This is a genomic window from Stenotrophomonas sp. YJH_SMC_101-4 (assembly GCF_059370395.1).
The window spans coordinates 1,038,577-1,063,979 of sequence record NZ_JCAFTP010000001.1; the positions used below are offsets into that span (position 1 = coordinate 1,038,577).

The following is a 25,403-nucleotide window of genomic DNA, read 5'->3' on the forward strand; positions in this document are numbered from 1 at the left end:
ATGGGCATGAAACTCTTCTCCTCTTCCTCCTGGCAGCGACGCATGGCGTCGCTCTACTGTGGCGTGCTCATGGTCTTCGCAGTGGTTGCCCCGGCCAGCGCCGAGCGCATCAAGGACCTGGCCCAGGTCGGCGGCGTGCGCGGCAATGCGCTGGTGGGCTATGGCCTGGTGGTCGGCCTGGATGGCAGCGGCGACCGCACCAGCCAGGCCCCCTTCACCGTGCAGAGCCTGAAAAACCTGCTTGGCGAGCTGGGCGTCAACGTACCGCCGAACGTCAACCCGCAGCTGAAGAACGTGGCGGCGGTGGCGATCCACGCTGAACTGCCGCCGTTCGCCAAGCCCGGCCAGCCGATCGACATCACCGTGTCTTCCATCGGCAACGCGGTGTCGCTGCGCGGCGGTTCGCTGCTGATGGCGCCGCTGCGCGGTGCCGACGGCCAGATCTACGCGATCGCCCAGGGCAACCTGATCGTCGGCGGCTTTGGTGCGCAGGGCAAGGATGGTTCCCGTGTCTCGGTGAACGTGCCCAGCGTCGGCCGCATTCCCAACGGTGCAACCGTGGAACGTGCCCTGCCCGATCCGCTGGCCAATGGCGGCGACATCACCCTGAACCTGCACAACAACGACTTCACCACGGTCTCGCGCATGGTCGCCGCGCTCAACAACGCCTTTGGCGAAGGTGCCGCGCGTGCGGTCGACGGCGTGACCGTGGCGGTCACCGCGCCGACCGATCCGGGCGCACGCATCGGCCTGCTGGCGCGCATCGAGAACCTGGAACTTACCCCGGGCAGCGCCCCGGCCAAGGTGGTGGTCAATTCGCGCACCGGCACCGTGGTCATCGGCCAGCAGGTGCGCGTGGGACCGGCTGCGATCTCGCATGGTTCGCTGACCGTGACCATCCAGGAAAACACCAACGTCAGCCAGCCCAATGCGCTGTCCGGCGGCCGCACCGTGGCCAGCCCGCAGTCGACCATCACCGCCACCAACGACGGCAGCCGCATGTTCAAGTTCAGCGGCGGCACCACCCTGGACGAGATCGTGCACGCGGTGAACGCCGTGGGCGCAGCACCAGGCGATCTCATCGCGATCCTGGAAGCCCTGAAGCAGGCCGGCGCCCTGAGTGCCGAGCTCGAGGTGATCTGATATGCGCATCAATCCCGCATTCGATCTGCACCCGGCGCAACAGAACGATCCGGCCAAGATCGACAAGGTCGCGCGCCAACTGGAAGGCCAGTTCGCGCAGATGCTGGTCAAGAGCATGCGTGACGCCAGCTTCGGCGACTCGCTGTTCCCCGGCGAAAACAAGATGTTCCGCGACATGTACGACCAGAAGATTGCCGAGGCGATGACCCGCGGCAAGGGCCTGGGCCTGTCCGGCATGATCAGCCGCCAGCTGTCCGGGCAGGCCGCCGAGGGTCCGGCGCTGGATACCCGCGTGGACCCGGCCAAGGCCAGCCGTGCTTACCAGCTCAATGCACCGGCCAAGCCGGCACCGTCGCTGCCATTGGAAGATGGCAGCCAGGCCGTGCGCCTGCTGCAGCAGATGGCCGCCGGTGCACAGCAGGGTGCACACGCGGCTGTCGCGCCGATGGAGCAGGCCCTGGACCTGATCGCCGGCCGCGAAAGCAGCAGCATGCACCGCTCGCTGGGCACCGAAGATCCGTACATCGGCAGCCTGCAGGGCGAGGACTGGGCCGCCAGCAGCGACCAGTGGTCGGCCACCGCCAGCAACCGCGGCACGGCCATCAGCCCAGCCGATGCGATGGCCACGCGCACCGCCGTCGCCCAGCTGGGCGAACACACCCCGGAAGGTTTCGTTGCCAGCATCTGGCAGCACGCACAGAGCGCAGCCAAGGAGCTGGGCGTGGATGCCCGCGCCCTGGTCGCCCAGGCGGCGCTGGAAACCGGCTGGGGCAAGCGCCACATCAAGCATGCCGACGGCAGCACCTCGCACAATCTGTTCGGCATCAAGGCCAATGGCTGGAACGGCCAGCGCGCCACGGCCGGCACCCACGAATATGTCGATGGCGTGCGCCGCAACGAGACCGCCAGCTTCCGCGCCTACAGTTCGCCGGCCGAGAGCTTCGCCGACTACGTGCGCCTGCTGAAGACCAGCCCGCGTTACCAGCAGGCCCTTCAGGCCGGCACCGACGTGCAGGGCTTCGCCCGCGGCCTGCAGCGCGCCGGCTATGCCACCGATCCACGCTATGCGGCCAAGATCGCCGCGATCGCCGGCGGACCGACCATCGAGCGCGCCGTCAGCGCCGTCGCCGATGCCGGCTCGCGCCTTGGCCAGACCTTCGCCAGCACCGCAACTGCGGCGCTGGGTATCACTCGTCGTTGAGGAACCCCATGTCCAGCGTACTTTCCACCGGTACCGGTGCCCTGCTCGCCTTCCAGCGTGCATTGGCGACCACCAGCCACAACGTCGCCAACATCAACACCCCCGGCTACAGCCGGCAGAAGGTCGACTTCGCCACGTCTGATCCGCAGAACTACGGCTTTGGGGACGTTGGCAGCGGCACCCGCATCACCGACATCCGCCGCGCTGCCGACCAGCTGGCCATCTCGCGCCTGCTCGACAGCAGCGGTGAGCTGGCGCGCCTGAAGCAGCTCTCCGGCATGGCCGACCGGGTGAATGCCCTGTTCTCGGACCCGGCCACGAATGTCGCCGGCTCCTGGTCCAACTTCTTCGATGCCGTCAGCGGCCTCTCGTCGAACGCGGCCGGCACGGCCGATCGGCAGAGCCTGCTCGATGGTGGCAAGGCCTTGGCAAGCCGCTTCGTGCAGCTCAACACGCAGATGAACAACCTCGGCAGCGAGGTCAACAACGGACTCATCGCCGGTGCCACGGAAGTCAATCGCCTGGCGCAGGAGATTGCGCAGATCAACGGAGCCATCGGCACCAACATCGCCAATGCTGCGCCGGACCTGCTTGATCGCCGCGATCAGCTGATCTCGCAGCTGATCGGCTACACCGGAGGCACCGCCGTTGTCCAGGACGGTGGCGTGATGAACGTCTACACCGCTGGTGGCAATGCGCTGGTGGTGGGCACGACGGCGTCCAAGGTCACCACGGTGACCGATCCGTACCAGCCCGAGCGCCTGCAGCTGGCGCTGGAGACACAAGGCAATACCATCACGCTCGACCCCAAGGCTGTGGGCGGAAAGATCGGCGGCATGCTGGAGTTCCGCGACACCGTGCTGACCCCGGCCCAGGCCGAACTCGGCAAGCTCGCCGTCGGCCTGGCCGAATCCTTCAACCAGGCCCACCACCAGGGCGTCGACCTGTACGGCAAGATGGGGGGCGACTTCTTCAACATCGGCAACCCGCGCGTTACGCCCAACGCGGGCAATACCGGAACCGGCAGCCTCAGCGCGACCTACGGCGACCTGTCCAAGCTCGAGGCACAGAACATCGTCCTCAAGTTCGATGGAACCCAGTGGCAGGCCACCCGCGCCGACACGGGTGCCACCGTTGCACTGACGGGCACTGGCACCGCTGCCGATCCGCTGGTGATCAATGGCGTCAAGCTGGTGGTCGGTGGCACCCCGGCGGCCAATGATCGTTTTCTGCTGCAGCCCACGGCGGGCGTGGCCGGGAGCCTCGAAACCGCCATCACCGATCCCTCCCGCATCGCTGCCGCTGCTGCGGTCAAGGGCACGGCTGCATTGGCCAACACGGGCACCGGGAAGCTGACGGGCGTCGCCGTCAACGACGCGTCGAATCCGAACCTGCGCGACCCCGCCGCAATCGTGTTCACCTCGGCGACCACCTACACCATCAACGGTGGGCCGCCGCAGACCTATACCCCAGGCCAGACCATCAGCGCCAATGGTTGGAGCTTCGTGCTGGACGGTGCGCCGAAGGTCGGCGACACCTTCAGCATCAGCCCTACCCCTGCAGGTTCGTCGGACAACAGCAATGCGGCAAAGCTGGCCAAGGTCGAGGACGCCAAGGCATTCAACGGGGGCAACGTCACGCTCAACGGAGCGCTTGGTGGATTGACAACGCAGGTGGGTGCCGCTGCACGCTCGGCCGAGTACTCGCTGGACGCACAGCAGGTCATCACGGACAAAGCCCAGGCCGCGCGCGACGAGATCTCCGGCGTCAATCTGGATGAGGAAGCGGCCGACATGCTGCGTCTGCAACAGGCCTATCAGGCCGCCTCACAGTTGATCTCCACCGCCGACAACATGTTCCAGACCATCCTGGGAGCCGTCCGTCGATGAGCAGCCGAATTTCCACCGGGATGATGTTCAACCAGTCGGTGTCACTGATGCTCGCCAAGCAGTCGAAAATCAGCAACCTGGAGCAGCAGATCGCGACTGGCAGCAAGATCACCTCCGCCAAGGACGACCCGGTCGCTGCGGGTACGGCCGTCGGCCTGGACCGCGTCGTGGCAGGGCTCGAGCAGCTCGGCAAGAACGCCAACAGCGTGCAGAACCGACTTGGCCTGCAGGAGAACGCTCTGGCACAGGTCAATGAGCTGATGTCGCGCGCCGTGGAGCTGAGCATCCAGGCCAACAGCCCGGTGCCCAAGGCCAGTGACCTCAAGGCAATCGTGAGCGAGCTGAAGACCATCCAGGAAAGCCTGCTGTCGCTGGCCAACTCCCGGGACGGCAGCGGCCGCTATCTCTTCGGTGGCAGCAACGATGCTGACGCCCCGTTCCAGCGGAGCGGCGGCACCGTCACCTACAGCGGCGACCAGAACCAGCGGCAGGTGGAGGTTGCGCCCGGCCAGCTGGTCTCCGACGCCCTGCCCGGCAGCGAGATCTTCATGCGCATCCCCACCGGCGATGGCCGTGTGGATGCCAGCGCCGCTGCCGGCAACACCGGCAGTGGCCTGTTGACCTCGGTCAGCCGTGACGGCAGCGGCAGCTGGGCCGGTGGCACGCTCAACGTCCGCTTCACCGGCACTGCCGAAGGCGCCTATGAGGTGGTTGATGGCAGCGGCACGGTGGTCGGCAGCGGCACCCACAAGCCCGGCGAAGACATCGTCGTTGGCGGCGTGCGCATGCGCATCGAAGGCAACCCAGCCGCAGGTGATCAATTCAACGTCAGCGACGCGGGTAGCCGCGACATCTTCTCCACCCTGGACAAACTGGTCGCCGCACTGGAATCCGACCCGTCCACTGAAAGCCAGCGCACGGCGTTGCAGAACACCCTGCAGTCCAGCATCCGCGACCTCAACCGGGCCTCGGAAACGATGATCGACGCCCGCGCCAAGGGCGGCGCCCAGCTGGCCGCCATCGATACCGCAGCCAGCGCCCGCGAAGCCACTGCCGTCACCGTCAAGAGCACGCTCTCGACGATGCGGGACCTCGACTACGCCGATGCCATCGGCCAATACAAGCTGGAGACCGCCGCACTTCAAGCCGCCCAGACGATCTTCAGCCAGATGCAGGCGATGTCCCTGTTCAGCAAGATCCGCTAGTCCCTTTCCCCGTTCCATCCGCCTTCCAGCACGGCGCGCCCCGCGCCTTCCACAACGAAACAGACCGAGCAACCACGGAGAAGCACCATGGCACAGATCATCAACACCAACACCATGTCGCTGAATGCTCAGCGCAACCTGTCCACCAGCAGCAGCTCGCTGGCCACCTCGATCCAGCGCCTGTCCTCGGGCATGCGCATCAACAGTGCCAAGGACGACGCCGCCGGCCTGGCGATCTCCGAGCGTTTCACCACCCAGATCCGTGGCATCAACCAGGCCGCGCGCAACGCCAATGATGGCATCTCGCTGGCACAGACCGCTGAAGGCGCACTGGGCGAAGTCGGCAACAACCTGCAGCGCATCCGCGAACTGGCCGTTCAGGCCCGCAGCGCCACCAACTCGGCTTCGGACCGCCAGGCGCTGAACGCCGAAGTGCAGCTGCTGAAGCAGGAAATCCAGCGCGTTGCCGAGCAGACCAACTTCAACGGCACCAGCCTCCTGGACGGCAGCTTCACCAACCAGGCCTTCCAGATTGGTGCGGACCAGGGCCAGACCATCAACATCTCGCAGATCACCAATGCGAATGTGCACAAGCTCGGCGACTGGACCAGCGCCTCGACCCCGGCAAGCGTGGCAGGAAAGACAGCAACCGGCGGCGCCGAGGCTGCGGTTCCGACGACTGTTGGTCCGTCGGGTGCTTTCACGGATGTGACTGCAGGATCAACCGGGTTCACTTTCTCGGTAGGTGGAATCGAGATCTACTCTGCACCCGCTGGCGCAGTAGTCACGGCTGCAAACATCGCGAATGCGCTCGATCAGAAGCAAGATGCACTCGCTGCAGCGGGAATTACGCGTACAGGTAGCGTCTCAAGCACCGGCGGTCCGTTGTACTTTTCGCGCGCCGACGGAAACGATCTTGAGATCATCATGACGGGAGCGGGTGCTGGCGAGGGCTTCGCAAATGCACCATTCATTGGTAATCACAGCACTGGCAAACCTGCAGTCGCTGCTGATTTCCCCGCCATCACTGCCGGCCAGCTGACGCTGACCAAGGCCGACGGCACTGGCGTGGTCGACATCAACGTGGGCGCTGCCAAGAACGCCTCGGAGCGCAACACGCTGCTGGTGAACGCCATCAACGCCAAGACCCACGAAACCGGCGTCACCGCATCGCTGATCGACGGGAAGGTGCAGCTGGAAAACAAGGAAGGCAACTTCACCATTGGTGGCTCGCTGAGCGCCACCGCGCTGGCCAATGCCACTGGCCTGACGGCAGGCAGCAGCGCCACCAATGGCACGTCGTTCGCTGCAGGCACGGCGCAGACCGGCTTTGCCGAACTGGACATCTCCAACCAGGCCAACGCCGACAATGCCATCCTCGCGATGGATGCCGCGCTGCAGTCCGTCAACTCGGCGCGTGCCGACCTCGGCGCGATCCAGAACCGCTTCACCTCGACCATCGCCAACCTGAACACCAATTCGGAGAACCTGTCGGCTGCGCGCAGCCGCATCCGCGACGTTGACTACGCACAGGAAACCGCCGAACTGACCCGTGGGCAGATCCTGCAGCAGGCTGGCACGGCCATGCTGGCCCAGGCCAACCAGGTGCCGCAGAACGTACTGCGCCTGCTGCAGTCGTAATACCCGCACCACCGAGCTGGAACCAAGCCCCGCCATGCAGATGGCGGGGCCTTTTCGTTTGACCCGAGAAAAAAGGATCGAAACTCCGCTAAAGGCCGGAGGGGTAGTGCCGTTATTGATTTCAGCAGCGGTAGCACACCCCTTGGGGGGACGCCAGCCACTGCCCCCCGAAACCGGTCAGGCTGCTCTGCCGGACACACTGCCTACAAGGAAACCGCACCATGGCACAAGTCATCAACACCAACACCATGTCGCTGAACGCCCAGCGCAACCTGGGCACCAGCGGCGCCAACCTGGCCACCACCATTCAGCGCCTGTCCTCGGGCATGCGCATCAACAGCGCCAAGGACGATGCCGCCGGCCTGGCGATCTCCGAGCGCTTCAGCACCCAGATCCGCGGCGCCAACCAGGCTGCCCGCAACGCCAACGATGGCATCTCGCTGGCCCAGACCGCCGAAGGCGCGCTGGGTGAGATCGGCAACAACCTGCAGCGCGTCCGCGAGCTGGCCGTGCAGTCGCGCAGCGCCACCAACTCCGATTCCGACCGCCAGGCCCTGAACGCCGAAGTGCAGCTGCTGAAGCAGGAAATCCAGCGCGTCGCCGAACAGACCAACTTCAACGGCACCAACCTGCTGGACGGCACCTTCACCAACCAGGCCTTCCAGATCGGCGCCAACCAGGGCCAGACGATCAACATCTCGCAGGTCGCCAACGCCAACATCAGCAAGCTGGGCAACTGGACCACCGCGTCCAAGGCCGCCACCGCCACCGGCGCCGTACCGGTGGGTGGCGCCAAGGACGCTGTTGCGAACGCGACGGCCGGCACGATCGATGGGGCCAGCCTCGTAGACGCAACTGGCGCTGACGGAGCGAGGACGTACGATGCATTCTCGTTCAATGTGTCCGGCGTCAAGATCGACGTGGCAGGGGTGACTGGAGGCGCAGATGTCGCTGCTGCCAGAGCGTCGATGGTCACCAACATCGGAAACGCGCTGGCTGCGAAGTCCAGCGAACTCGCGGCGGCTGGCGTCTCCACCTCTGTTGCCTCCGGCGCCATCACCATCTCCAACTCGGGCGAAGCATTCAAGATCACTGGCGCTCCGTTTGTTGCAGCTGGCGTTGATGTTGCCGTGGCCACCCAGGTAGCAAAGGCAGCAGACTTCTCGACCGGTGTTGCTGCTGGTGAACTTCAGATCAGCAAGAGTGACGGTTCGGGCTTCGTTGACATCACCGTCGGCGCATCGAAGACTGCAGGCGATCGTAGCACCGCACTGGTCAACGCCATCAATGCGAAGACCCACGAGACGGGTGTCACCGCCTCGCTGGTGGAAGGCAAGCTGCAGCTGACCTCGGAAAAGGCCGACTTCGAAGTGAAGAGCAGCCTGACCGCTGACAAGCTGAAGGATGCTACCGGCCTGGCCACCGGCACCGCCAAGTTCACGGCAGGCAAGGCCGCTGAAGGATTTGCCGATCTCGACATCTCCTCGAAGGACGGTGCGGACAACGCCATCCTGGCAATGGACGCCGCCCTGAACTCGATCAACTCCGCCCGCGCCGACCTGGGTGCGATCCAGAACCGCTTCACCTCGGTGGTTGCGAACCTGAACACTTCGTCGGAGAACATGTCGGCTGCCCGCAGCCGCATCCGCGACGTGGACTACGCCTCGGAAACCGCCGAGCTGACCCGCAACCAGATCCTGCAGCAGGCCGGTACCGCCATGCTGGCCCAGGCCAACCAGTCCAGCCAGAACGTGCTGAGCCTGCTGCGCTGATCCAGCGGTAGCAGGAGGCAACAACGGGAAGGGGGCGAAAGCCCCCTTCTTCGTGTCCGGAGGCGGATTGGCATGGGCCTTGCACATGGTTGGAGAGCGTTTCCACGCTCAAGCTCGCCCCTCCCAGGCCGATAGCAGGTGCAGCACACCCGCACGGCCCGTCCAAGAAAAAGGATTCCCCTCATGGCCATCGGCACGATTGGTTCCGGCCTCGACATTCCCAACCTGGTTGCACAGCTGACCGCCAAGGAACGCGAGCCCCGGGAGAAGCAGATCAACTCGGCAGGCGTTGCCGCCAGTGCCAAGCTGTCGGCGCTTGGCACCATCAAAAGCGGAATGACCAGCCTGCAGAGCGCGCTGAAGACCCTGGTCAAGGGTGTGGCCACCCCCGGCCTGAAGGTCAGCACGCCGACCGAATCGAACTTCACTGCCACCCTCGATACCAGCACCACCGCAGGCAAGGCCGCCGCAGGCAGTCACCAGGTGGAAGTCAAATCCCTGGCGCAGAACCAGAAGCTCAGCTCCAAGGCCTATACGAAGGATGCCGTGGTTGGCGACGGTACGCTGACGATCGGCTACGGCGACAAGTCCATAAGCGTGAACATCGAACCCGGCGCAACACTCGAGAAGATCGCGGCCGAAATCAACTCCGCCGCCGAGAGCAAGGGCGTCACCGCGGCCGTGGTTACCGCCGACGATGGCATGCACCTGGTGTTGACCGCCGTTGATTCCGGCACCAAGGGCGCGCTGAAGGTCAGCGCCAGTGGCGGCAATGGCGGACTCTCCGAACTGGCCTATGACGGCACATCGGCGTCGAAGATGACCGAGATGGTGCCCGCCAAGGACGCTGTGGTCGTGGTGGATGGCTTCACCCGCACCAGCAGCTCCAACACCATCACCGATCTGGTGCCCGGCATCAGCCTCACCCTGACCAAGGCGAAGGAAGGCGAGACGCAGACGCTGACCGTCACTCCGGACAACAGCACGCTGAAGACCAACCTCACGGCCTTCATCACCGCCTACAACGGCATTCAGGCGACACTGAAGAGCTCCAGCGCCTACAACGCCGAGACGCGCACTGCATCGACCATGACCGGAGATGCCATGGTCCGCGGCCTGCAGCAGCAGCTGCGCGCCCAGCTGAGTGCGAACGTCAACGATCTCAAGGATCTGGGCATCACCATTGCTGCCGATGGCAGCATGAGCCTTGATGGCGCCAAGCTCGACACGGCGTTGGCCAAGAACCCCGAGGCCGCCACCAAACTGTTCGGTGCAGAGGGCGCACTGGGCAAACCGATGACCGAACTGCTCAAGAGCAGCCTGGACGCGACCACCGGCACGATCACCCAGCGCACGGCGACGTTGAACAAGCAGATCAAGGCGCTCGAAAAGCAGCTGGACGAGCTGGACAAGAACATGGAAAAGGTGGCCGACCGCTACACCAAGCAGTTCACCGCGATGGAAAAGATGGTCACGCAGATGCAATCGGCCGGCGGCTCGCTGATCCAGCAGCTCGGCAACTGATTTCCAGGCATTTTTCCGGCGCAGTCGGCGCTCAAGTAGAGCCCCGGCTGGGCCGATAACCCGTTAGACCCGTGCCGAATCCCACCACCCACGCGGATGGGCAGGCATTCCAGGAGACTTCCCCTATGTACGGTTCCAATCGGCAGTTCGCCGAGCAGTACCGAAAAGTCGGCGTGACCACCTCGGTCGTCGATGCCGATCCACACAAGCTGGTGGCATTGCTGCTGGCCGGTGCCTGCGAGCGCATCCGCACGGCTGAAGCGTCGCTGCAGCGCAATGACCAGGCGCGCAAGGGCAAGGCCATCGGCGAAGCCTGCGCCATCGTCGGCCACCTCAACGGCTCGCTCGACCATGAAGCCGGTGGTGAGATTGCCGGCAACCTGTCGGCGTTGTACGACTTCGTCATCATGCGCCTGACCGAGGGCAACCTGCACAACGATCCAACCGCGCTGAAGGAAGCGCTGGGCTTGATGGTGGAGATCGACTCTGCATGGAACGCAATTCCGGCAGACCAGCGCCAGGTGACCAAGGCGGTGGGGCCATGAACCTGCAATCGATGCATGACGCCCTCGATACACTGGAAGCAAGCCTGCCAGGCGAGGACCACGAAACCAGCGAGCGCCTGATGGCCGCGCACCTGGAAGCAGTTGCCGCGCTGTCGCTGGTTGTCGAGCGCCCCAGTGATGCGTCCATCCTCGCGTTGCGCGACCACCAGCAACGCGTGCTGGCACGCATGATCTCCCTGCGCGACGAAGCCGCCGCGCACCTGAAGCACACCGGCCGCTCCCTTCGCGCGGCACATGCCTACCTGCAGGCAGAATCGCTGGCATGACCCAATTGCCGACCACGTCGCTGCACCATCCGGCCGAAAGCGAGCTGTTCGACGAAACGCTCAGCTGCGAGCTGGCCCTGCCGGCCGAGTTCCAGGCAGGCAGCGCCGCTGGCCGTACCAGCAGTGCCGAGGGCCTGCTGCGCAGCCTGGCCCTGGTCGAGGACAGCCGTGTCGACGAGCACGACGACCGCAATGAGTCCAGCCTGCAGCTGCAGCGGCTGGAAGCCAAGCTGGATCTGGCGATGGTGCTGCTGGGCCGGCTGGTACGCCAGCAGGGCCAGGAACTGACCCTGCGCCCCGTGCGCTGGTCACGCCGCGGCATCCGCCTGCAGCTGGGCCCGCGTAGCGGCGCCAGCCCCGGACAGGCTGGCCTGGTGCGCCTGCAGCCCAGCGACTGGCTGCCCGACCATATCGACCTGCCGGTGGAAGTGATCGCCGAAGCGGCGGACGGTGGCGGTGGTCACTACCTGTGGCTGCGTTTCCAGCGTCTTGGCGATGGCCTGGAGATGGCGATGGAGCGGCATCTGTTCCGCCTGCATCGCCGCCAGGTGGCCGAAGCACGCCGCGCCCGTTGAAACCTGCCACCATGGCGGCGGATGGGCAAGCCTTGGCGCGCCCGTTCAGCTAAGTTAAGGTGGACTCCCCTCACGGACCTCCAACGTGCCTGTGCGAGTTCTCATCGTCGACGATCACACCCTGGTCCGCGCCGGCCTGGCGCGGCTGCTGCAGGGGTTTGCCGACGTGCAGCTCGTCGCCGAGGCCAGCAATGCCGAGCAGGCACTGCAGCTGGCCCTGCAGCACGCCCCGGACGTGGTCCTGATGGACCTGTCACTCCCCGGCCGCACCGGCCTGGAAGCCCTCAGTGACATCCGCCTGCGCGCTCCCGGCACGCGGGTGGTGATGATGACCATGCACGACGACGCCGCGCACGTGCGCGATGCACTCGATCGCGGCGCGGTCGGGTTCCTGGTCAAGGATGCGGCGCCGCAGGAGCTGGAACTGGCGCTGCGTGCCGCGCACGCCGGACAGGTGTTCCTGAGCCCGCAGATCTCCGCCAAGATGCTGGCACCGATGCTCGGTCGCGAGAAACCTACCGGCATCGCCGCACTGTCGCCGCGCCAGCGCGAGATCCTGCGCCGCATCGGCAAGGGTGAGAGCAACAAGGAGATCGCCGCCGACCTCGGCATCAGCGTCAAGACGGTGGAGACCCACCGCGCACGCATGATGGAGTCGCTCGGCTGCCGCCGCGCCAACGATCTGCTGCTGCTGGCCGCGCGCCACCAGCACGAGCTGGAGTGATTGCCTGCGAATGGGGTCAGATCCCTTTCCGCAGGAAAGGGATCTGACCCCTGCCCGGCACTGCACCGGCGACGAATTCCCGTCACCCTGACACGCTCCGACAGGAACCCGTACACGGCGCAGCCCGGTCAACCCGGCAACCACACCGAAAATCAGCAACTTAGGCGCGATCATCGTCAACATTCCGCGCCGATGTAGGGAATACCCCTACATCCTGTCAGGACATTCACGAAGCCCCTCAGGAACCCCCTGATTCCGCCCCCGCCGGATCAAAAGCAAGATGCGTTCCACAAGGCGCCGGGGAGCGGTGCCGGGGAACCACGATGAAGGCTGCACTCTCGACCCAGCTGGGCCAACAACTTCACCTTACCCCGCAGTTGCTGCAGTCGATCCGGCTGCTGCAGCTCGATGGGCTGCACCTGGAACAGGAAATCCAGCGCCTGCTGGACTCCAATCCGTTGCTGGAGATCGAAGAGGCCGACGCGCCCGCAGCCGATGCCACCGAGGCCAGCGCCACGACGATGGACACCGCCGCCTTCGACGAGCTGCCGGAGTCTTCGATGTGGGACGTGGCCGGCGCCAGCTGGCAGGACGGCGACGACGACCGCATGGCGCGCATTGCCGCCGGCGAATCGACCGACCCGCAGCTGCGTGTGCTTCAGCGCCTGTCGCTGGACATGGACGACCGCGAACTGGCGGTGGCCGCGTTCTGGCTCGATCACTGCGACGAGGCCGGCTACCTGCAGGCACCGCTGGGCCAGCTGCAGTTGCTGGCCAGCGCCCAGTTCGATATCGCGGCCGACGGCGTGGAAGCCATCCGCCAGCAGCTGCTGCACGGAGAACCCGCTGGCATGGCCGCGCAGGACCTGCGCGAAGGCCTGCAGGCACAGCTGCGCAGCCTGCACGGCGTGGTCCCCGCTCGCCATCTGGCCGCCCGCATCCTCGATGGCGCGCTCGATGCGCTGGCCGCCCACGACTACCCTGCCCTCGCCCGCCAGCACGACGCCGAGATCGACGACGTGCGCGAGGCGGTGCGCCTGATCCTCTCGCTGCAGCCGCGCCCGGGCGACAGCCTGCTGCCCGAACGCAACGCGGTGGTGGTGCCGGACGTCGTGGCCTGGCACGCCGATGGGCAATGGAAGGTGGCACTGAACCCGGCCACCAGCCGCCGCGTCTCGATCAACAGCCAGTACGAACAGGCGCTGGCCGAAACCAGCGAAGCCGCGCCGGCACTGCGCGAGATGCTGCAGGAGGCGCGCTGGTTCAGCCGCGGCCTGTCGATGCGCTACGACACCCTGCTGCGCACCGCGCGGGTGATCGTCGAGCGCCAGGCCGCCTTCCTGGTGCGTGGCGAAGAGGCGATGGCCCCGCTGACCCTGAAGGAAGTGGCCGAGGAAATCGGCATGCACGAGTCCACCGTCTCGCGCATCACCACCGGCAAGTTCCTGCAGACCCCGCGCGGCACCTTCGAACTGAAGCACTTCTTCGCCGTGCGCCTGGAAGGCGCCAGCGTCTCCGGCCAGGCCGTGAAGGCCATGGTCCGCCGCCTGATCGACGCCGAACCGGCCGGCCGGCCGCTGGCCGACGAGGCCATCGCCGGCCTGCTGTCGCGCCAGGGGGTGAACATTGCCCGCCGAACCGTCGCAAAATACCGAGAACAACTGGACATCGCCCCGGCCCGTGAACGGCGCCGGCTTGGCGCCAGGCAACCGCAGCTGGCCCGGGTGGGCTGAAAAGGATGTTGGACATGAACAAGCTCACGGTCCTGTTGGTCGATGACCACGAGGGCTTCATCAATGCGGCGATGCGCCATTTCCGCAAGATCGACTGGCTGCAGATCGTCGGCAGTGCCGGCAATGGCCTGGAAGCGATCGAGCGTTCGGAAACGCTGCGCCCGCAGGTCGTATTGATGGATCTGGCCATGCCGGAGATGGGTGGCCTGCAGGCCACCCGCCTGATCAAGTCGCAGGACGATGCACCGTACATCGTGATCGCCAGCCACTTTGACGACGCCGAGCACCGCGAGCACGCGCTGCGCGCCGGCGCCGACAATTTCGTCAGCAAGCTGTCCTACATCCAGGAAGTCATGCCGATCCTGGAAGGCCTCAGGGAGGATCGATCGTGAGCGAATCGCGCATCCTGGTACTGGACAACGACGCCGTGCGCGCAGAGCGCACCGTTGCCCTGCTGGAATTCATGGACTTCAACCCGCGCTGGGTGTCCGACGCGGCCGACTTCGACCTGGGTCGCCAGCGCCAGAACGATTGGATGGCGGTGATCGTCGGCAGCCTGGACGACAACGCCGCCAGCACCGCACTCTACAACTGGCTGGGTGGCAGCAGCCTGCCGCCGCCGGTGCTGCTGGCCGATGGTGACGGGGTAACGTTTGCCCGCCAGCACGGCCTGCACGAAGCCAACATCTGGCCGCTGGAAACGCCGCTGCGCCATGCGCAGATGGAAGCCCTGCTGCGCCGCGCCAGCCTCAAGCGCCTGGACGCCGAGCACCAGGCCGGTGCCGCGCAGGATCAAGGCCCGACCGGCAACGGCCCGGCGGTGACTGCGTTGCGTACCATGATCGAGCAGGTCGCCGCGTTCGATACCACCGTACTGGTGCTGGGCGAATCCGGTACCGGCAAGGAAGTCGTGTCGCGTGCGATCCACCAGCGCTCGCCGCGCCGTGATGGCCCGTTCGTGGCGATCAACTGCGGCGCCATTCCGCCGGACCTGCTGGAAAGCGAACTGTTCGGCCACGAAAAGGGTGCGTTCACCGGCGCACTGACCGCCCGCAAGGGGCGTTTCGAAATGGCCGAGGGCGGCACCCTGCTGCTCGACGAAATCGGCGACATGAGCCTGCCGATGCAGGTAAAGCTGCTGCGAGTGCTGCAGGAACGCAGCTTCGAGCGCGTCGGCGGCAACCAGACCATCCGCTGCAACGTGCGCGTCGTGGCCGCGACCCACCGCGATCTGGAAACGCGCATCGCCGAAGGCAAGTTCCGCGAGGATCTGTTCTACCGCCTCAACGTGTTCCCGATCGACGTGCCCGCCCTGCGCGAGCGTCGCGAAGACCTGCCGGCGCTGGTGGAAACCATCGCCGCACAGCTGGCGCGCACCGGTCGTGGCGAAGTGCGCTTCACCCCGGAAGCCCTGCAGGCCCTGGCCGGCTACGAATGGCCGGGCAATGTGCGCGAACTGACCAACCTGGTCGAGCGCCTGGCGGTGCTGCATCCAGGCGGCTCGGTGCGCGTGCAGGACCTGCCGGCCCGCTACCGTGGTGACGCCGCACTGGCCGCCGTTGCCACGCCGGCACCGGCACAGCCGGCCACCAGTGAAGAACGCCTCGACCTGCGCAGCTTCTCGTTCCATACCCCGGGCGGCGGCAGCCAACCGGCGCTGGAGCATGGCATCGCAGTAAATCGCGCCGCAGCCCCGGCGGCCCTGCCCGACGACGGCCTGGACCTGCGCAACCACATGGCCAACATCGAACTGGGCCTGATCAACGAAGCACTGGAACGCACCCAGGGCGTTGTCGCCCACGCCGCCCAGCTGCTTGGCCTGCGCCGCACCACCCTGGTGGAAAAGCTGCGCAAGTACGGCATCGAACGCGAGCAGGCCGAACTGGCCGGCTGAAGCGCGTCACCCACATGAAGGGGGCACGAACGCCTGGGCTTGCCCGGGCGTTCGTGTTTCCAGAACCCGGAGTCGGATCCCTGCGCATCCACAGCGCCAGAACGCCGCCCGCTGGACACCGCAGCCGTAGGCCAGAAAACCGACGCCGGTTAAATGGCGCGTCACAGCCCAGAAACGCGCCATCTATCTATCCATGCCGTGGATCAAGCGTGTCGACCAAGGTCGACACCCACCAAGAGCAGCTCATGCCGCTCCGACAGCAGCGGGAAACTGTCGAAGGCGGGGTGGGTCCGGTTGCGGGGGTGTCCGCGGCATGGATGCCGCGGCCAAGCTCCCAAGGACGGGTTTACGGCGTCCCCCGCCACCGGACCCACCCCGCCAACCTCAGGAATCCAGCTTCTGCCGTTGCTCCGGCCTTTGCCGTTACTTCGGCGGGTGCAGGGCGCAGCCCTGCCAGCCCCCCCCAACCCTCACTTCACTGAATCGAAAACCGGTTTCGGCACGGCACTTGCACTGGCTCCAGCAGACAACCCCATCCCCTGTTTCTGGAACCGTTGCAGATGTCCCACTCCGTCACTTCGATCCTTTCGCAGATCCGCTCCTATCAGACCCAGATGGGACAGCCGGCGCTCAACCCGCTGGGCGAAACGCCGCGCAGCAACGCCCTGCCGGGCACGGTGCTGGACGCACCGCAGGCCCAGCCGGCCAGCTTCACCGAAACCCTGCGTGGTGCGATTGCCGGCGTCAACGATGCGCAACAGAAATCCGGCGCGCTGGCCAAGGCCTTCGAAATGGGCGACCCCAGCGCCGACCTGGCCAAGGTGATGGTCGCCTCGCAGCAGTCCCAGATCGCCTTCCGCGCCACCGTGGAAGTCCGCAACCGTCTCGTCCAGGCTTACCAGGACGTGATGAACATGCCGCTGTAAGGAATAGAGACGCATGGCACTGACGCTCTCCAAGGACAGCCTGAACGCCGAAAAGGCCGGGCAATGGTTCGACCGCCTGCAGAGTCTGCAGATCACCCGTCGGCTGGGCCTGATGGCGATGATCGCGGTGGCGGTGGCGGCAGGCCTGTCCGTGTTCTTCTGGTCGCAGAAGCCGGGCATGGTCCCGCTGTACACCGGCCTGGACCAGAAGGCGACCGCTGAAGCGACCGACCTGCTGCGCGCCGCGCAGATTCCGTTCGCGCTCGACCCGGCCACCGGTGGCATCACCGTGCCGGAAAAGAACCTGCACGACGCGCGCCTGAAGCTGGCCGGCTCCGGCCTGACCGACAGCGGCAAGCTCGGCTTCGAGCTGATGGAGCGCGACCCGGGCTTCGGCGTCAGCCAGTTCGTCGAAAGCGCGCGCTACCAGCATGCGCTGGAAACCGAGCTGTCGCGCACCATCAACACGCTGCGCCCGGTGCGCGATTCGCGCGTGCACCTGGCCATTCCCAAGCCCAGCGCCTTCACCCGCCAGCGTGACGTGGCCAGCGCCTCGGTGACCCTGGAACTGCGTGGCGGCCAGCAGCTGGAACGCAGCCAGGTGGACGCCATCGTGCACATGGTCGCGGCCAGCATCCCGGATCTCGCCCCGGAACGGGTGACCGTGGTTGACCAGAGCGGGCGCATGCTCAGCGTCAGCGACCCGAACAGTGAGGCGGCGGTCAACGCTGCCCAGTTCGAACAGGTGCGCCGCCAGGAAACCTCGTTCAACCAGCGCATCCGCGAGCTGCTGGAGCCGATGACCGGCCCCGGCCGCGTCAACCCGGAAGTGAGCGTGGACATGGATTTCTCGGTAACCGAGGAAGCCCGTGAGCTCTACAACGGCGAACCGCAGAAGCTGCGCAGCGAGCAGATGAGCGAGAACACCACCAGCACCCCGGGCCCGCAGGGCGTGCCGGGCGCGACCAGCAACAGCCCGCCGGGCCAGCAGGCCGCGCCGGCCACCGCGCAGGCGCCGACCGAAAGCAGCAAGAACGCGACCCGCAACTACGAGCTGGACCGCACCCTGCAGCACACCCGTCAGCCGGCGGGCCGCATCAAGCGCGTCTCGGTGGCGGTCCTAGTGGACAACGTGCCGCGCGCCGGTGCCAACGGCAAGGTCAGCCCGCAGCCGTTGTCGGCCGCCGAACTGACCCGCGTCGAGGCACTGGTCAAGCAGGCCGTCGGTTTCAATGCCGAGCGTGGCGACACCGTATCGGTGATGAACGCCCCGTTCGTGCGTGATACCACGCCGGTCGAAGGCCCGGCCTGGTGGGAGCTGCCGTGGGTGCACGATGCCGGCCGCATGCTGCTGGGCGCCGTGGTGGTGCTGGCATTGCTGTTCGGCGTGCTGCGCCCGGCATTGCGTGCGATCACCGGCCAGAACAGGAAGAACGACGAACAGGCACTGGAACCGCACACCGCGGACGTGCAGCTGGTCGATGACGATGGCATGCCGCTGCCGGCGCTGGGCGCCGACCGGGCCAGCCTGGGCGGGCCGGATGCACTGGCCCTGCCGGTGGATTCATATGAGGAACGACTGCGGATGGCGCGTGAAGCCGTGAAGACCGACTCCAAGCGCGTGGCCCAGGTGGTCAAGGGCTGGGTGGCCAATGACTGAGGCACAACTGACCGGCGTGCAGCGCGCGGCCGTGCTGCTGCTGTCCCTGGGTGAGCTGGATGCAGCCGAAGTGCTGCGCCACATGGAACCCAAGGAGGTGCAGAAGATCGGCATCGCCATGGCCACCATGACCGACATCACCCGCGAACAGGTGGAACGGGTGATGGACCAGTTCGGCCAGGAACTGGGCTCGAAGACCTCGCTGGGCGTGGGCTCGGACGACTACATCCGCAACATGCTGGTGCAGGCGCTGGGCAGCGAGAAGGCCGGCAACCTGATCGACCGCATCCTGCTCGGCCGCAACACCACCGGGCTGGACGCGCTGAAGTGGATGGACCCGCGCGCGGTGGCCGATCTGGTGCGCAACGAGCACCCGCAGATCATCGCCATCGTGATGGCGCACCTGGAAACCGACCAGGCCGCCGACGCGCTGAAGCTGCTGCCGGACCGCACCCGCGTGGACGTGCTGCTGCGCATCGCCACGCTCGACGGCATTCCGCCGAACGCACTCAATGAACTCAACGAGATCATGGAGCGCCAGTTCGCCGGCAACCAGAACCTGAAGTCGTCCAACATCGGCGGCGTGCAGTGCGCGGCCAACATCCTGAACTTCATGGACAGCGGCCAGGACCAGGCGATCCTGGGCGAAATCGCCCGCATCGATGCGCCGTTGAGCAACCGCATCCAGGACCTGATGTTCGTGTTCGACGACCTGGTGGACCTGGACGACCGCGAGATGCAGCTGGTGCTGCGCGAAGTGAGCGGCGAGCGCCTGGGCCTGGCCCTGCGCGGTGCCGACATCAAGGTGCGCGACAAGATCACCCGCAACATGTCGCAGCGCGCGGCCGAGATCCTGCTGGAAGACATGGAAGCCCGTGGCCCGGTGCGCCTGTCCGACGTGGAAGGCGCGCAGCGCGAGATCCTGGCCATCGTCAAGCGCATGGCCGATGAAGGCACCGTCACCATTGGTGGCAGCGCGGAGGCCATGCTGTGAGCAACGTCGTGCGCTGGCTTGCCCCGGACCTGCTGGCCCAGCCCGACCCGGTGCTGGATCAGGAGGATGCGTTCGAACTCACCGAGCCGCACCCGGAACACGAACCCGAGCCACCGCTGCAGCTGCCGACCCTGGAGGAAATCCAGGCCATCCAGGACAGCGCCGAGAAGGAAGGCTTCCAGCACGGCCATAGCGAAGGTTACGGCCAGGGACAGGCGGAAGTGCGTCGCCTCGCCGCGCAGATCGAAGGCATCCTCGACAACTTCAGCCGACCGCTGGTGCGGCTGGAGAACGAAGTGGTCGGCGCACTGGGCGAACTGGCGGTACGCATCGCTGGCGCGCTGGTCGGCCGCGCCTACGAAGCTGACCCGGCACTGCTGGCACAGCTGGTCGGTGAGGCGATCGACGCGGTGGGCGGCAGCACCCGCGAGGTCGAAGTGCGACTGCACCCGGACGACATCGCTGCCCTTGCCCCGCTGTTGAGCCTGCCGCCACAACAACGCCTGGTGCCAGACACCAGCCTCAGCCGCGGCGATCTTCGCGTGCACGCAGAAGCCGTGCGCATCGACGGCACCCTGGAAGCCCGCCTGCGAGGCGCGCTGGACGCGGTGATCCGCCAGACCGGAGCCAATGCATGACCCCCGATCCGCAGCCGACGCCGCCACCGGCCGACTGGGCCATCGCCCGCAACCTGCGCCTGGCCCGTCGGCTCGATGGCCTGCGCGTGGATACCGCCCATGGCCGTGGCCTGATCCGCGAAGGCGTGCTGCGCCGCGCGGTCGGACTGACCCTGGAAGCGGTCGGCTGCGAAGCGCCGCTGGGTGCCAGCTGCAAGGTGGAAGTGGTCGATGGTGGCTGGGTCGATGCCGAAGTGGTCGGCTTCGCCGGCGAGCGCACTTACCTGATGCCGAGCGCGGAACTGCACGGCCTGCTGCCCAATGCGCGGGTGGTGCCGTCCGCACGCCGTGGCGGCGTTGAAGTGGGCGAAGGCCTGCTCGGCCGCGTCATCGACAGCGACGGCGTGCCGCTGGACGGCAAGGGCCCGATCCGCGCCGAGGGCCATGTCGGCATGGCCGGCGTGTCGATCAATCCGCTGGCACGTGAACCGATCACCCAGCCGCTGGACGTGGGCGTGCGTGCGATCAACGCGCTGCTGCCGATCGGCCGCGGCCAGCGTGTCGGCCTGTTCGCTGGTTCTGGCGTCGGTAAGTCGACGCTGCTGGGCATGATGACCCGCTACACCGCCGCCGACGTGATCGTGGTCGGCCTGATCGGTGAACGTGGCCGCGAAGTCCGCGATTTCGTCGAGACCACGCTGGGCGAAGAAGGACTGCGCCGCGCCGTGGTGGTGGCCAGCCCCGCCGACCGGCCGCCACTGGCGCGCCTGCACGGCGCCTACCGTGCCACCGCCATCGCCGAATGGTTCCGCGACCAGGGCCTGAACGTGCTGCTGCTGATGGACTCACTGACCCGCTTCGCCCAGGCGCAGCGCGAGATCGGCCTGTCGGTCGGCGAGCCGCCGACCACCCGTGGTTACCCACCGTCGGTGTTCGCCAAGCTGCCGGCACTGGTCGAACGCGCCGGCAACGGCGCCAAGGGCCGTGGCTCGATCACCGCGTTCTATACGGTGCTGACCGAAGGCGATGATCCGCAGGATCCGATCGCCGATGCAGCGCGCGCGATCCTCGACGGCCACATCCTGCTCTCGCGGCGCGTGGCCGACAGCGGCCTTTACCCGGCCATCGACGTCGAATCGTCGGTCAGCCGTGTGGTCACGGAAATCGCCGACGAGCCGTGGCGCCTGCGCATCCGCAAGTTGAAGCGACTGGTCTCGGCCTACTCGGCCAACCGCGACCTGATCGCCATCGGTGCCTACCAGCGCGGCAACGACGCGGCCACCGACGAAGCCCTGGAACGCTGGCCGGAAATCATGGAGTTCCTCGGCCAGGACGTTGCCAAGGCCGCAGATCTCCCGCACAGCCAGGCGGCGCTGCAGCGCCTGGTGGAACAAGAGAGTTAAGCCATGAACCAGTCCAAGCGCATCGATCCCCTGCTGAAGCGGGCCCAGGAACACGAGGACGCGGTGGCCCGCGATCTGGCCGAACGCCAGCGCGTGCTCGATACCCATCTGTCGCGACTGGACGAACTGCGCCGCTACGCCGAGGAGTATGCGAATGCGCAGATGGCGGCGACCAGCCCGGCGCAGCTGCTGAACCGGCGCGCGTTTCTCGACCGCCTCGACAGTGCGGTCGAACAGCAGCAGGCCACGGTCAATGGCAACCGCGAGAAGGTGGAAGCCGAGCGCGCCCGGCTGATCCTGGCCAGCCGTGACAAGGCCGTGCTGGAACAACTGGCCGCCAGCTACCGCGCACAGGAGAAGGTGGTGACGGACCGCCGCGACCAGCGCGAGATGGATGACATCGGTGCCCGCCGCGCCCGCCTGGTACAGATCGAAGACCAGGACGGCGCCGAGCAGGGAGGCCGCGCGTGATGCCCGCGCCATTGGCCGGCAGCGCCAACGCGCAGCCGCAGAATTCCGGCAGCAGCGCAACGCGCGCGCCACGCGGTGAGGGCAGCAAGGATTTCAGCCAGCTGCTGCAGGGTGGTGCGCCGGGCGCCGATGGATCCTCCAGGCCCTCGAACATGCCCACGTCGCCTGCACAGGGGCCGGCATCCGACAGCAATGGCCAGTCCAGCGCCGAGCGCAGGCCGGACAGCGCTGTCGTACCCGAAGAGACCGCGGCGACGGTGCCCCCGGTGCAAGCCAGGCCCGCTGCCGAAAAGGACGCCTCGGCGACGACCGAGGAAGCCCCATGGCCGCCGCTCGGCCTGGCAGGACTGGTACTGGCGGTACCGACGCCTGCCGATCCTGCCGCCGCTCTGCCAGCAGTGGCGACGGCCACCGATGCAGACGGCAACGCACTGCCCTCGCCCGCTGCACTGCCGGTCGCAGCAGCCCTGCCCTCCACAGCAGCGGCGACCGCTACGGCCACCGCCGAAGGCGACGCCCCCAATGGGGCCGACCAGGCGACCACTCTGCCGTTGCCTGAGCTGGTGCTGCCCGGTAAGCGCGGCGAGCGCGGTGAAGGCAGCGACGCAACCCTCATCGGCGACCGCGCCACGGCGCCGCTCCTGCATGCACCGGGCAACGCGGCTGTGCAGGATCTGAAGGCCGCGCTGGCCACGGGCAATGCCATCTTCAATGGCGAACCGACACCGAAGCCGGTGCTCGGCGACGATGGTTTCGACCAGGCAATCGGTGCGCGCCTGGGTTGGCTGGCCGACCAGAAGATCGGCCATGCCCACATCCGGCTGAGTCCGGACGACATGGGTCCGGTCGACGTGCGCCTGCAGTTGAACGGCGACAAGGTGCACGCCAGCTTCAGCAGCCCGCATGTGGACGTGCGCCAGGCACTGGAAAGCAGCCTGCCACGCCTGCGTGAACTGCTGGGCGAACAGGGCTTCCAGCTTGCTCATGCCGATGTCGGCCACCAGGCCCCCGGCGGTGGCGGCAATGCGACGGGCCAGTCCGGTGGCGGCGGCATGGCAGGTGACGGAGAACCGTCGCCAGGCGACGCCAGCCTGTCGTCCGCGCAGTTGATCCGCCAGCGCGGGTTGCTGGACGCATACGCCTGACACCGCGCGAGCGGGTAGCGCCGGGCCATGCCCGGCGGAGCCCCAACCCTCCGCCGGGCATGGCCCGGCGCTACCGATACAGGCACCCCGACGGAATTCCGTCGCATCCCTCTGCCCCGGCTCTGGCACACCCCTTGCATATCCCGGTGAAGCAACCCTCAGGAGCTTCACCCCGTGGCCGCAGCCGCTGACAAAACCAAGAAGACCGCCGAGAAGGACAAGGCCGCCAAGCCGCGTAGTCCGATCCTGATCACCGCACTGGTGGCCGTACTGGCCGCCGCTGCCGCCGGTGGCGGCGTCTGGTTCTTCACCCAGTCCAAGCACGAAGAGAAGACCGCGCAGGCCCCGAAGAAGGCCAGCACTCCGGCACCGGCGCAGTACTTCGCGCTGGACCCTGCGTTCGTGGTCAACCTCAACGGCCCGGTCGACGGTCCGCGCTACCTGCAGCTGGAAGTACAGCTGATGACCCGTGACCCGGCCGCGCTGGAAGCGATCAAGACCCATGCGCCGGCCATCCGCGCACGCCTGCTGATGCTGTTCTCGCAGGTCAGCCCCGATCAGATCGCCGACGTCGCCGGCAAGCAGAAGCTGCAGGCCGCCTCGCTGGCCGAGGTGCAGAAGGTGCTCAAGGCCGAGACCGGCAGCAACGGCGCCGACGATCTGCTGTTCACCAGCTTCGTGACCCAGTAAGGGCCCACCGATGAATGACCTGCTGTCCCAGGACGAGATTGATGCCCTGCTCCACGGCGTGGACAGTGGCGCGGTCGAGACCGATCCGGAACCGCCCTCCGGCGAGGCCCGTTCGTACGACTTCGCCAGCCAGGACCGCATCATCCGTGGTCGCATGCCGACCCTGGAAATGGTCCACGAGCGCTTCGCGCGCCTGTGGCGGATCGGCCTGTTCAACCTGATCCGGCGTTCGGCCGAACTGTCCGTGCGCGGCATCGAGCTGATCAAGTTCAACGATTACATGCACTCGCTGTATGTGCCGACCAACCTGAACCTGATCCGCTTCAAGCCACTGCGCGGCACCGGCCTGATCGTGTTCGAACCGACCCTGGTGTTCGCCATCGTCGACAACTTCTTCGGTGGTGACGGGCGCTACCCCACCCGCATCGAAGGCCGCGAGTTCACCGCTACCGAAATGCGGGTGATCCACCTGCTGCTGAAGCAGACCTTCGCCGACCTGCGCGAGGCGTGGGCACCGGTGATGGATGTCGACTTCGAGTACATCAACTCGGAGATCAACCCGCACTTCGCCAACATCGTGACGCCGCGCGAGTACGTGGTGGTGTGCCGCCTGCACGTCGAGCTCGACGGCGGTGGCGGCGACATCCACGTGACCCTGCCGTATTCGATGCTGGAGCCGATCCGCGAGCTGCTCGACGCCGGCATCCAGAGCGACCGCAATGATCGCGACGAGAGCTGGGGCCAGACACTGCGCGAACAGCTCAACATCGCCGAAGTCACCCTGTCCAGCGTGCTGGCCAGCAAGCGCATGACCCTGCGCGACCTGACCCAGCTGAAGGTCGGCGACATCCTGCCGATCGAACTCAGCCCGCAGGTGCCGCTGTGCGTGGAGAACATTCCCGTGTTCACCGGCGAGTTCGGCATCGCCAACGGCATGAACGCCGTGAAGATCACCGCTACCCATCCGCCGGGCACCCGCCCGCGCGCACCCGTCATCCAGGAAGACCCGCAATGAACGATATCGACGCCCTCGAACCGACCCCGGCCCAGTTCAGCAGCCTGCAGGCCGATGAGGCGAACGGTCCGGACCTGAACCTGGACGTGATCCTGGACGTGCCGGTGACCCTGTCGCTGGAAGTCGGTCGCGCTCGCCTGCCGATCCGCAACCTGCTGCAGCTCAACCAGGGCTCGGTGGTGGAACTGGAACGCGGCGCCGGCGAATCGCTGGATGTGTTCGTCAACGGCACCCTGATCGCCCATGGCGAAGTCGTGGTGATCAATGACCGCTTCGGCGTGCGCCTGACCGATGTGGTCAGCCCGAGTGAGCGGATCCGGAGACTGCGTTGAGCCTGCTGGCCTCCACC

Annotated in this window: 24 protein-coding genes and 1 pseudogene; all 25 read left to right on the top strand. The window is 66.6% G+C overall.

Annotated features, from left to right (window positions below; all coding sequences use genetic code 11):
• The 25 genes and pseudogenes from AC5P8D_RS04800 (at position 1) to fliN (ending at position 25,386) form a co-directional block, all read left to right on the top strand.
• Positions 1-1,143, top strand: a complete 1,143-nt coding sequence (locus AC5P8D_RS04800; RefSeq protein WP_019337416.1) for a flagellar basal body P-ring protein FlgI — start codon at positions 1-3, stop codon at positions 1,141-1,143.
• A 1-nt stretch (position 1,144) separates the two neighbouring features.
• Complete coding sequence (flgJ, locus tag AC5P8D_RS04805) at positions 1,145-2,344, top strand: flagellar assembly peptidoglycan hydrolase FlgJ (RefSeq protein WP_312392817.1); 1,200 nt, start codon at positions 1,145-1,147, stop codon at positions 2,342-2,344.
• An 8-nt stretch (positions 2,345-2,352) separates the two neighbouring features.
• Positions 2,353-4,233, top strand: coding sequence for a flagellar hook-associated protein FlgK (gene flgK, locus AC5P8D_RS04810; protein ID WP_312392818.1), 1,881 nt, complete (start codon positions 2,353-2,355; stop codon positions 4,231-4,233).
• On the top strand, positions 4,230-5,438 hold the full coding sequence (gene flgL / locus AC5P8D_RS04815; protein ID WP_495203131.1) for a flagellar hook-associated protein FlgL: 1,209 nt from the start codon (positions 4,230-4,232) through the stop codon (positions 5,436-5,438). The genes flgK and flgL overlap by 4 nt, the downstream gene beginning before the upstream one ends.
• 87 nt (positions 5,439-5,525) lie before the next feature.
• Entirely contained in the window at positions 5,526-7,079 is a 1,554-nt protein-coding gene (locus tag AC5P8D_RS04820; protein ID WP_197579707.1) for a flagellin N-terminal helical domain-containing protein, read from the top strand.
• Positions 7,080-7,300: 221 nt separating this feature from the next.
• Positions 7,301-7,778: pseudogene (locus AC5P8D_RS04825) on the top strand (flagellin N-terminal helical domain-containing protein); the annotation flags it as partial.
• Positions 7,779-8,047: 269 nt separating this feature from the next.
• Entirely contained in the window at positions 8,048-8,851 is an 804-nt protein-coding gene (locus AC5P8D_RS04830) for a flagellin (RefSeq protein ID WP_414615422.1), read from the top strand.
• Between the two features lie 183 nt (positions 8,852-9,034).
• Positions 9,035-10,375 (top strand): flagellar filament capping protein FliD, encoded by a 1,341-nt coding sequence (gene fliD, locus AC5P8D_RS04835; protein WP_312392820.1) that lies wholly within the window; start codon positions 9,035-9,037, stop codon positions 10,373-10,375.
• Between the two features lie 125 nt (positions 10,376-10,500).
• Complete coding sequence (fliS, locus tag AC5P8D_RS04840; protein ID WP_088610801.1) at positions 10,501-10,920, top strand: flagellar export chaperone FliS; 420 nt, start codon at positions 10,501-10,503, stop codon at positions 10,918-10,920.
• Complete coding sequence (locus AC5P8D_RS04845; protein WP_197579701.1) at positions 10,917-11,207, top strand: hypothetical protein; 291 nt, start codon at positions 10,917-10,919, stop codon at positions 11,205-11,207. Before fliS ends, AC5P8D_RS04845 begins: the two co-directional genes overlap by 4 nt.
• Positions 11,204-11,782: a PilZ domain-containing protein gene (locus AC5P8D_RS04850; protein WP_010485910.1), complete on the top strand. Its 579-nt coding sequence runs from the start codon at positions 11,204-11,206 to the stop codon at positions 11,780-11,782. The genes AC5P8D_RS04845 and AC5P8D_RS04850 overlap by 4 nt, the downstream gene beginning before the upstream one ends.
• A gap of 91 nt (positions 11,783-11,873) precedes the next feature.
• Entirely contained in the window at positions 11,874-12,506 is a 633-nt protein-coding gene (locus AC5P8D_RS04855) for a response regulator (protein ID WP_010485918.1), read from the top strand.
• 323 nt (positions 12,507-12,829) lie between these two features.
• Positions 12,830-14,239 carry an RNA polymerase factor sigma-54 gene (gene rpoN, locus AC5P8D_RS04860; RefSeq protein WP_197579697.1) on the top strand — a complete coding sequence of 470 codons (1,410 nt, stop codon included), beginning with the start codon at positions 12,830-12,832 and terminating at the stop codon, positions 14,237-14,239.
• Positions 14,240-14,253: 14 nt separating this feature from the next.
• The gene (locus tag AC5P8D_RS04865; RefSeq protein ID WP_010485922.1) at positions 14,254-14,631 is read left to right on the top strand and encodes a response regulator; all 378 of its coding nucleotides are present in this window, start codon (positions 14,254-14,256) and stop codon (positions 14,629-14,631) included.
• Positions 14,628-16,133: a sigma-54 dependent transcriptional regulator gene (locus AC5P8D_RS04870; RefSeq protein WP_495203132.1), complete on the top strand. Its 1,506-nt coding sequence runs from the start codon at positions 14,628-14,630 to the stop codon at positions 16,131-16,133. The genes AC5P8D_RS04865 and AC5P8D_RS04870 overlap by 4 nt, the downstream gene beginning before the upstream one ends.
• Before the next feature lie 560 nt (positions 16,134-16,693).
• On the top strand, positions 16,694-17,059 hold the full coding sequence (gene fliE, locus AC5P8D_RS04875; protein WP_005409552.1) for a flagellar hook-basal body complex protein FliE: 366 nt from the start codon (positions 16,694-16,696) through the stop codon (positions 17,057-17,059).
• A 13-nt stretch (positions 17,060-17,072) separates the two neighbouring features.
• On the top strand, positions 17,073-18,719 hold the full coding sequence (fliF, locus tag AC5P8D_RS04880) for a flagellar basal-body MS-ring/collar protein FliF (RefSeq protein WP_010485928.1): 1,647 nt from the start codon (positions 17,073-17,075) through the stop codon (positions 18,717-18,719).
• Positions 18,720-18,726: 7 nt separating this feature from the next.
• Entirely contained in the window at positions 18,727-19,713 is a 987-nt protein-coding gene (fliG, locus tag AC5P8D_RS04885) for a flagellar motor switch protein FliG (protein ID WP_024958226.1), read from the top strand.
• A complete protein-coding gene (locus AC5P8D_RS04890; protein WP_159360109.1) occupies positions 19,710-20,351 on the top strand; it encodes a FliH/SctL family protein in 642 nt (213 codons plus the stop codon). Before fliG ends, AC5P8D_RS04890 begins: the two co-directional genes overlap by 4 nt.
• The gene (locus AC5P8D_RS04895; protein WP_010485933.1) at positions 20,348-21,733 is read left to right on the top strand and encodes a FliI/YscN family ATPase; all 1,386 of its coding nucleotides are present in this window, start codon (positions 20,348-20,350) and stop codon (positions 21,731-21,733) included. The genes AC5P8D_RS04890 and AC5P8D_RS04895 overlap by 4 nt, the downstream gene beginning before the upstream one ends.
• Before the next feature lie 3 nt (positions 21,734-21,736).
• Complete coding sequence (gene fliJ / locus AC5P8D_RS04900; RefSeq protein ID WP_159360108.1) at positions 21,737-22,204, top strand: flagellar export protein FliJ; 468 nt, start codon at positions 21,737-21,739, stop codon at positions 22,202-22,204.
• Entirely contained in the window at positions 22,204-23,349 is a 1,146-nt protein-coding gene (locus AC5P8D_RS04905; RefSeq protein WP_329760148.1) for a flagellar hook-length control protein FliK, read from the top strand. The genes fliJ and AC5P8D_RS04905 overlap by 1 nt, the downstream gene beginning before the upstream one ends.
• Positions 23,350-23,523: 174 nt before the next feature.
• The gene (locus tag AC5P8D_RS04910) at positions 23,524-24,039 is read left to right on the top strand and encodes a flagellar basal body-associated FliL family protein (protein WP_005409545.1); all 516 of its coding nucleotides are present in this window, start codon (positions 23,524-23,526) and stop codon (positions 24,037-24,039) included.
• A 10-nt stretch (positions 24,040-24,049) separates the two neighbouring features.
• Positions 24,050-25,054: a flagellar motor switch protein FliM gene (gene fliM / locus AC5P8D_RS04915; protein WP_010482429.1), complete on the top strand. Its 1,005-nt coding sequence runs from the start codon at positions 24,050-24,052 to the stop codon at positions 25,052-25,054.
• Complete coding sequence (gene fliN / locus AC5P8D_RS04920; protein WP_005409543.1) at positions 25,051-25,386, top strand: flagellar motor switch protein FliN; 336 nt, start codon at positions 25,051-25,053, stop codon at positions 25,384-25,386. The genes fliM and fliN overlap by 4 nt, the downstream gene beginning before the upstream one ends.
• Positions 25,387-25,403: the final 17 nt, after the last annotated feature.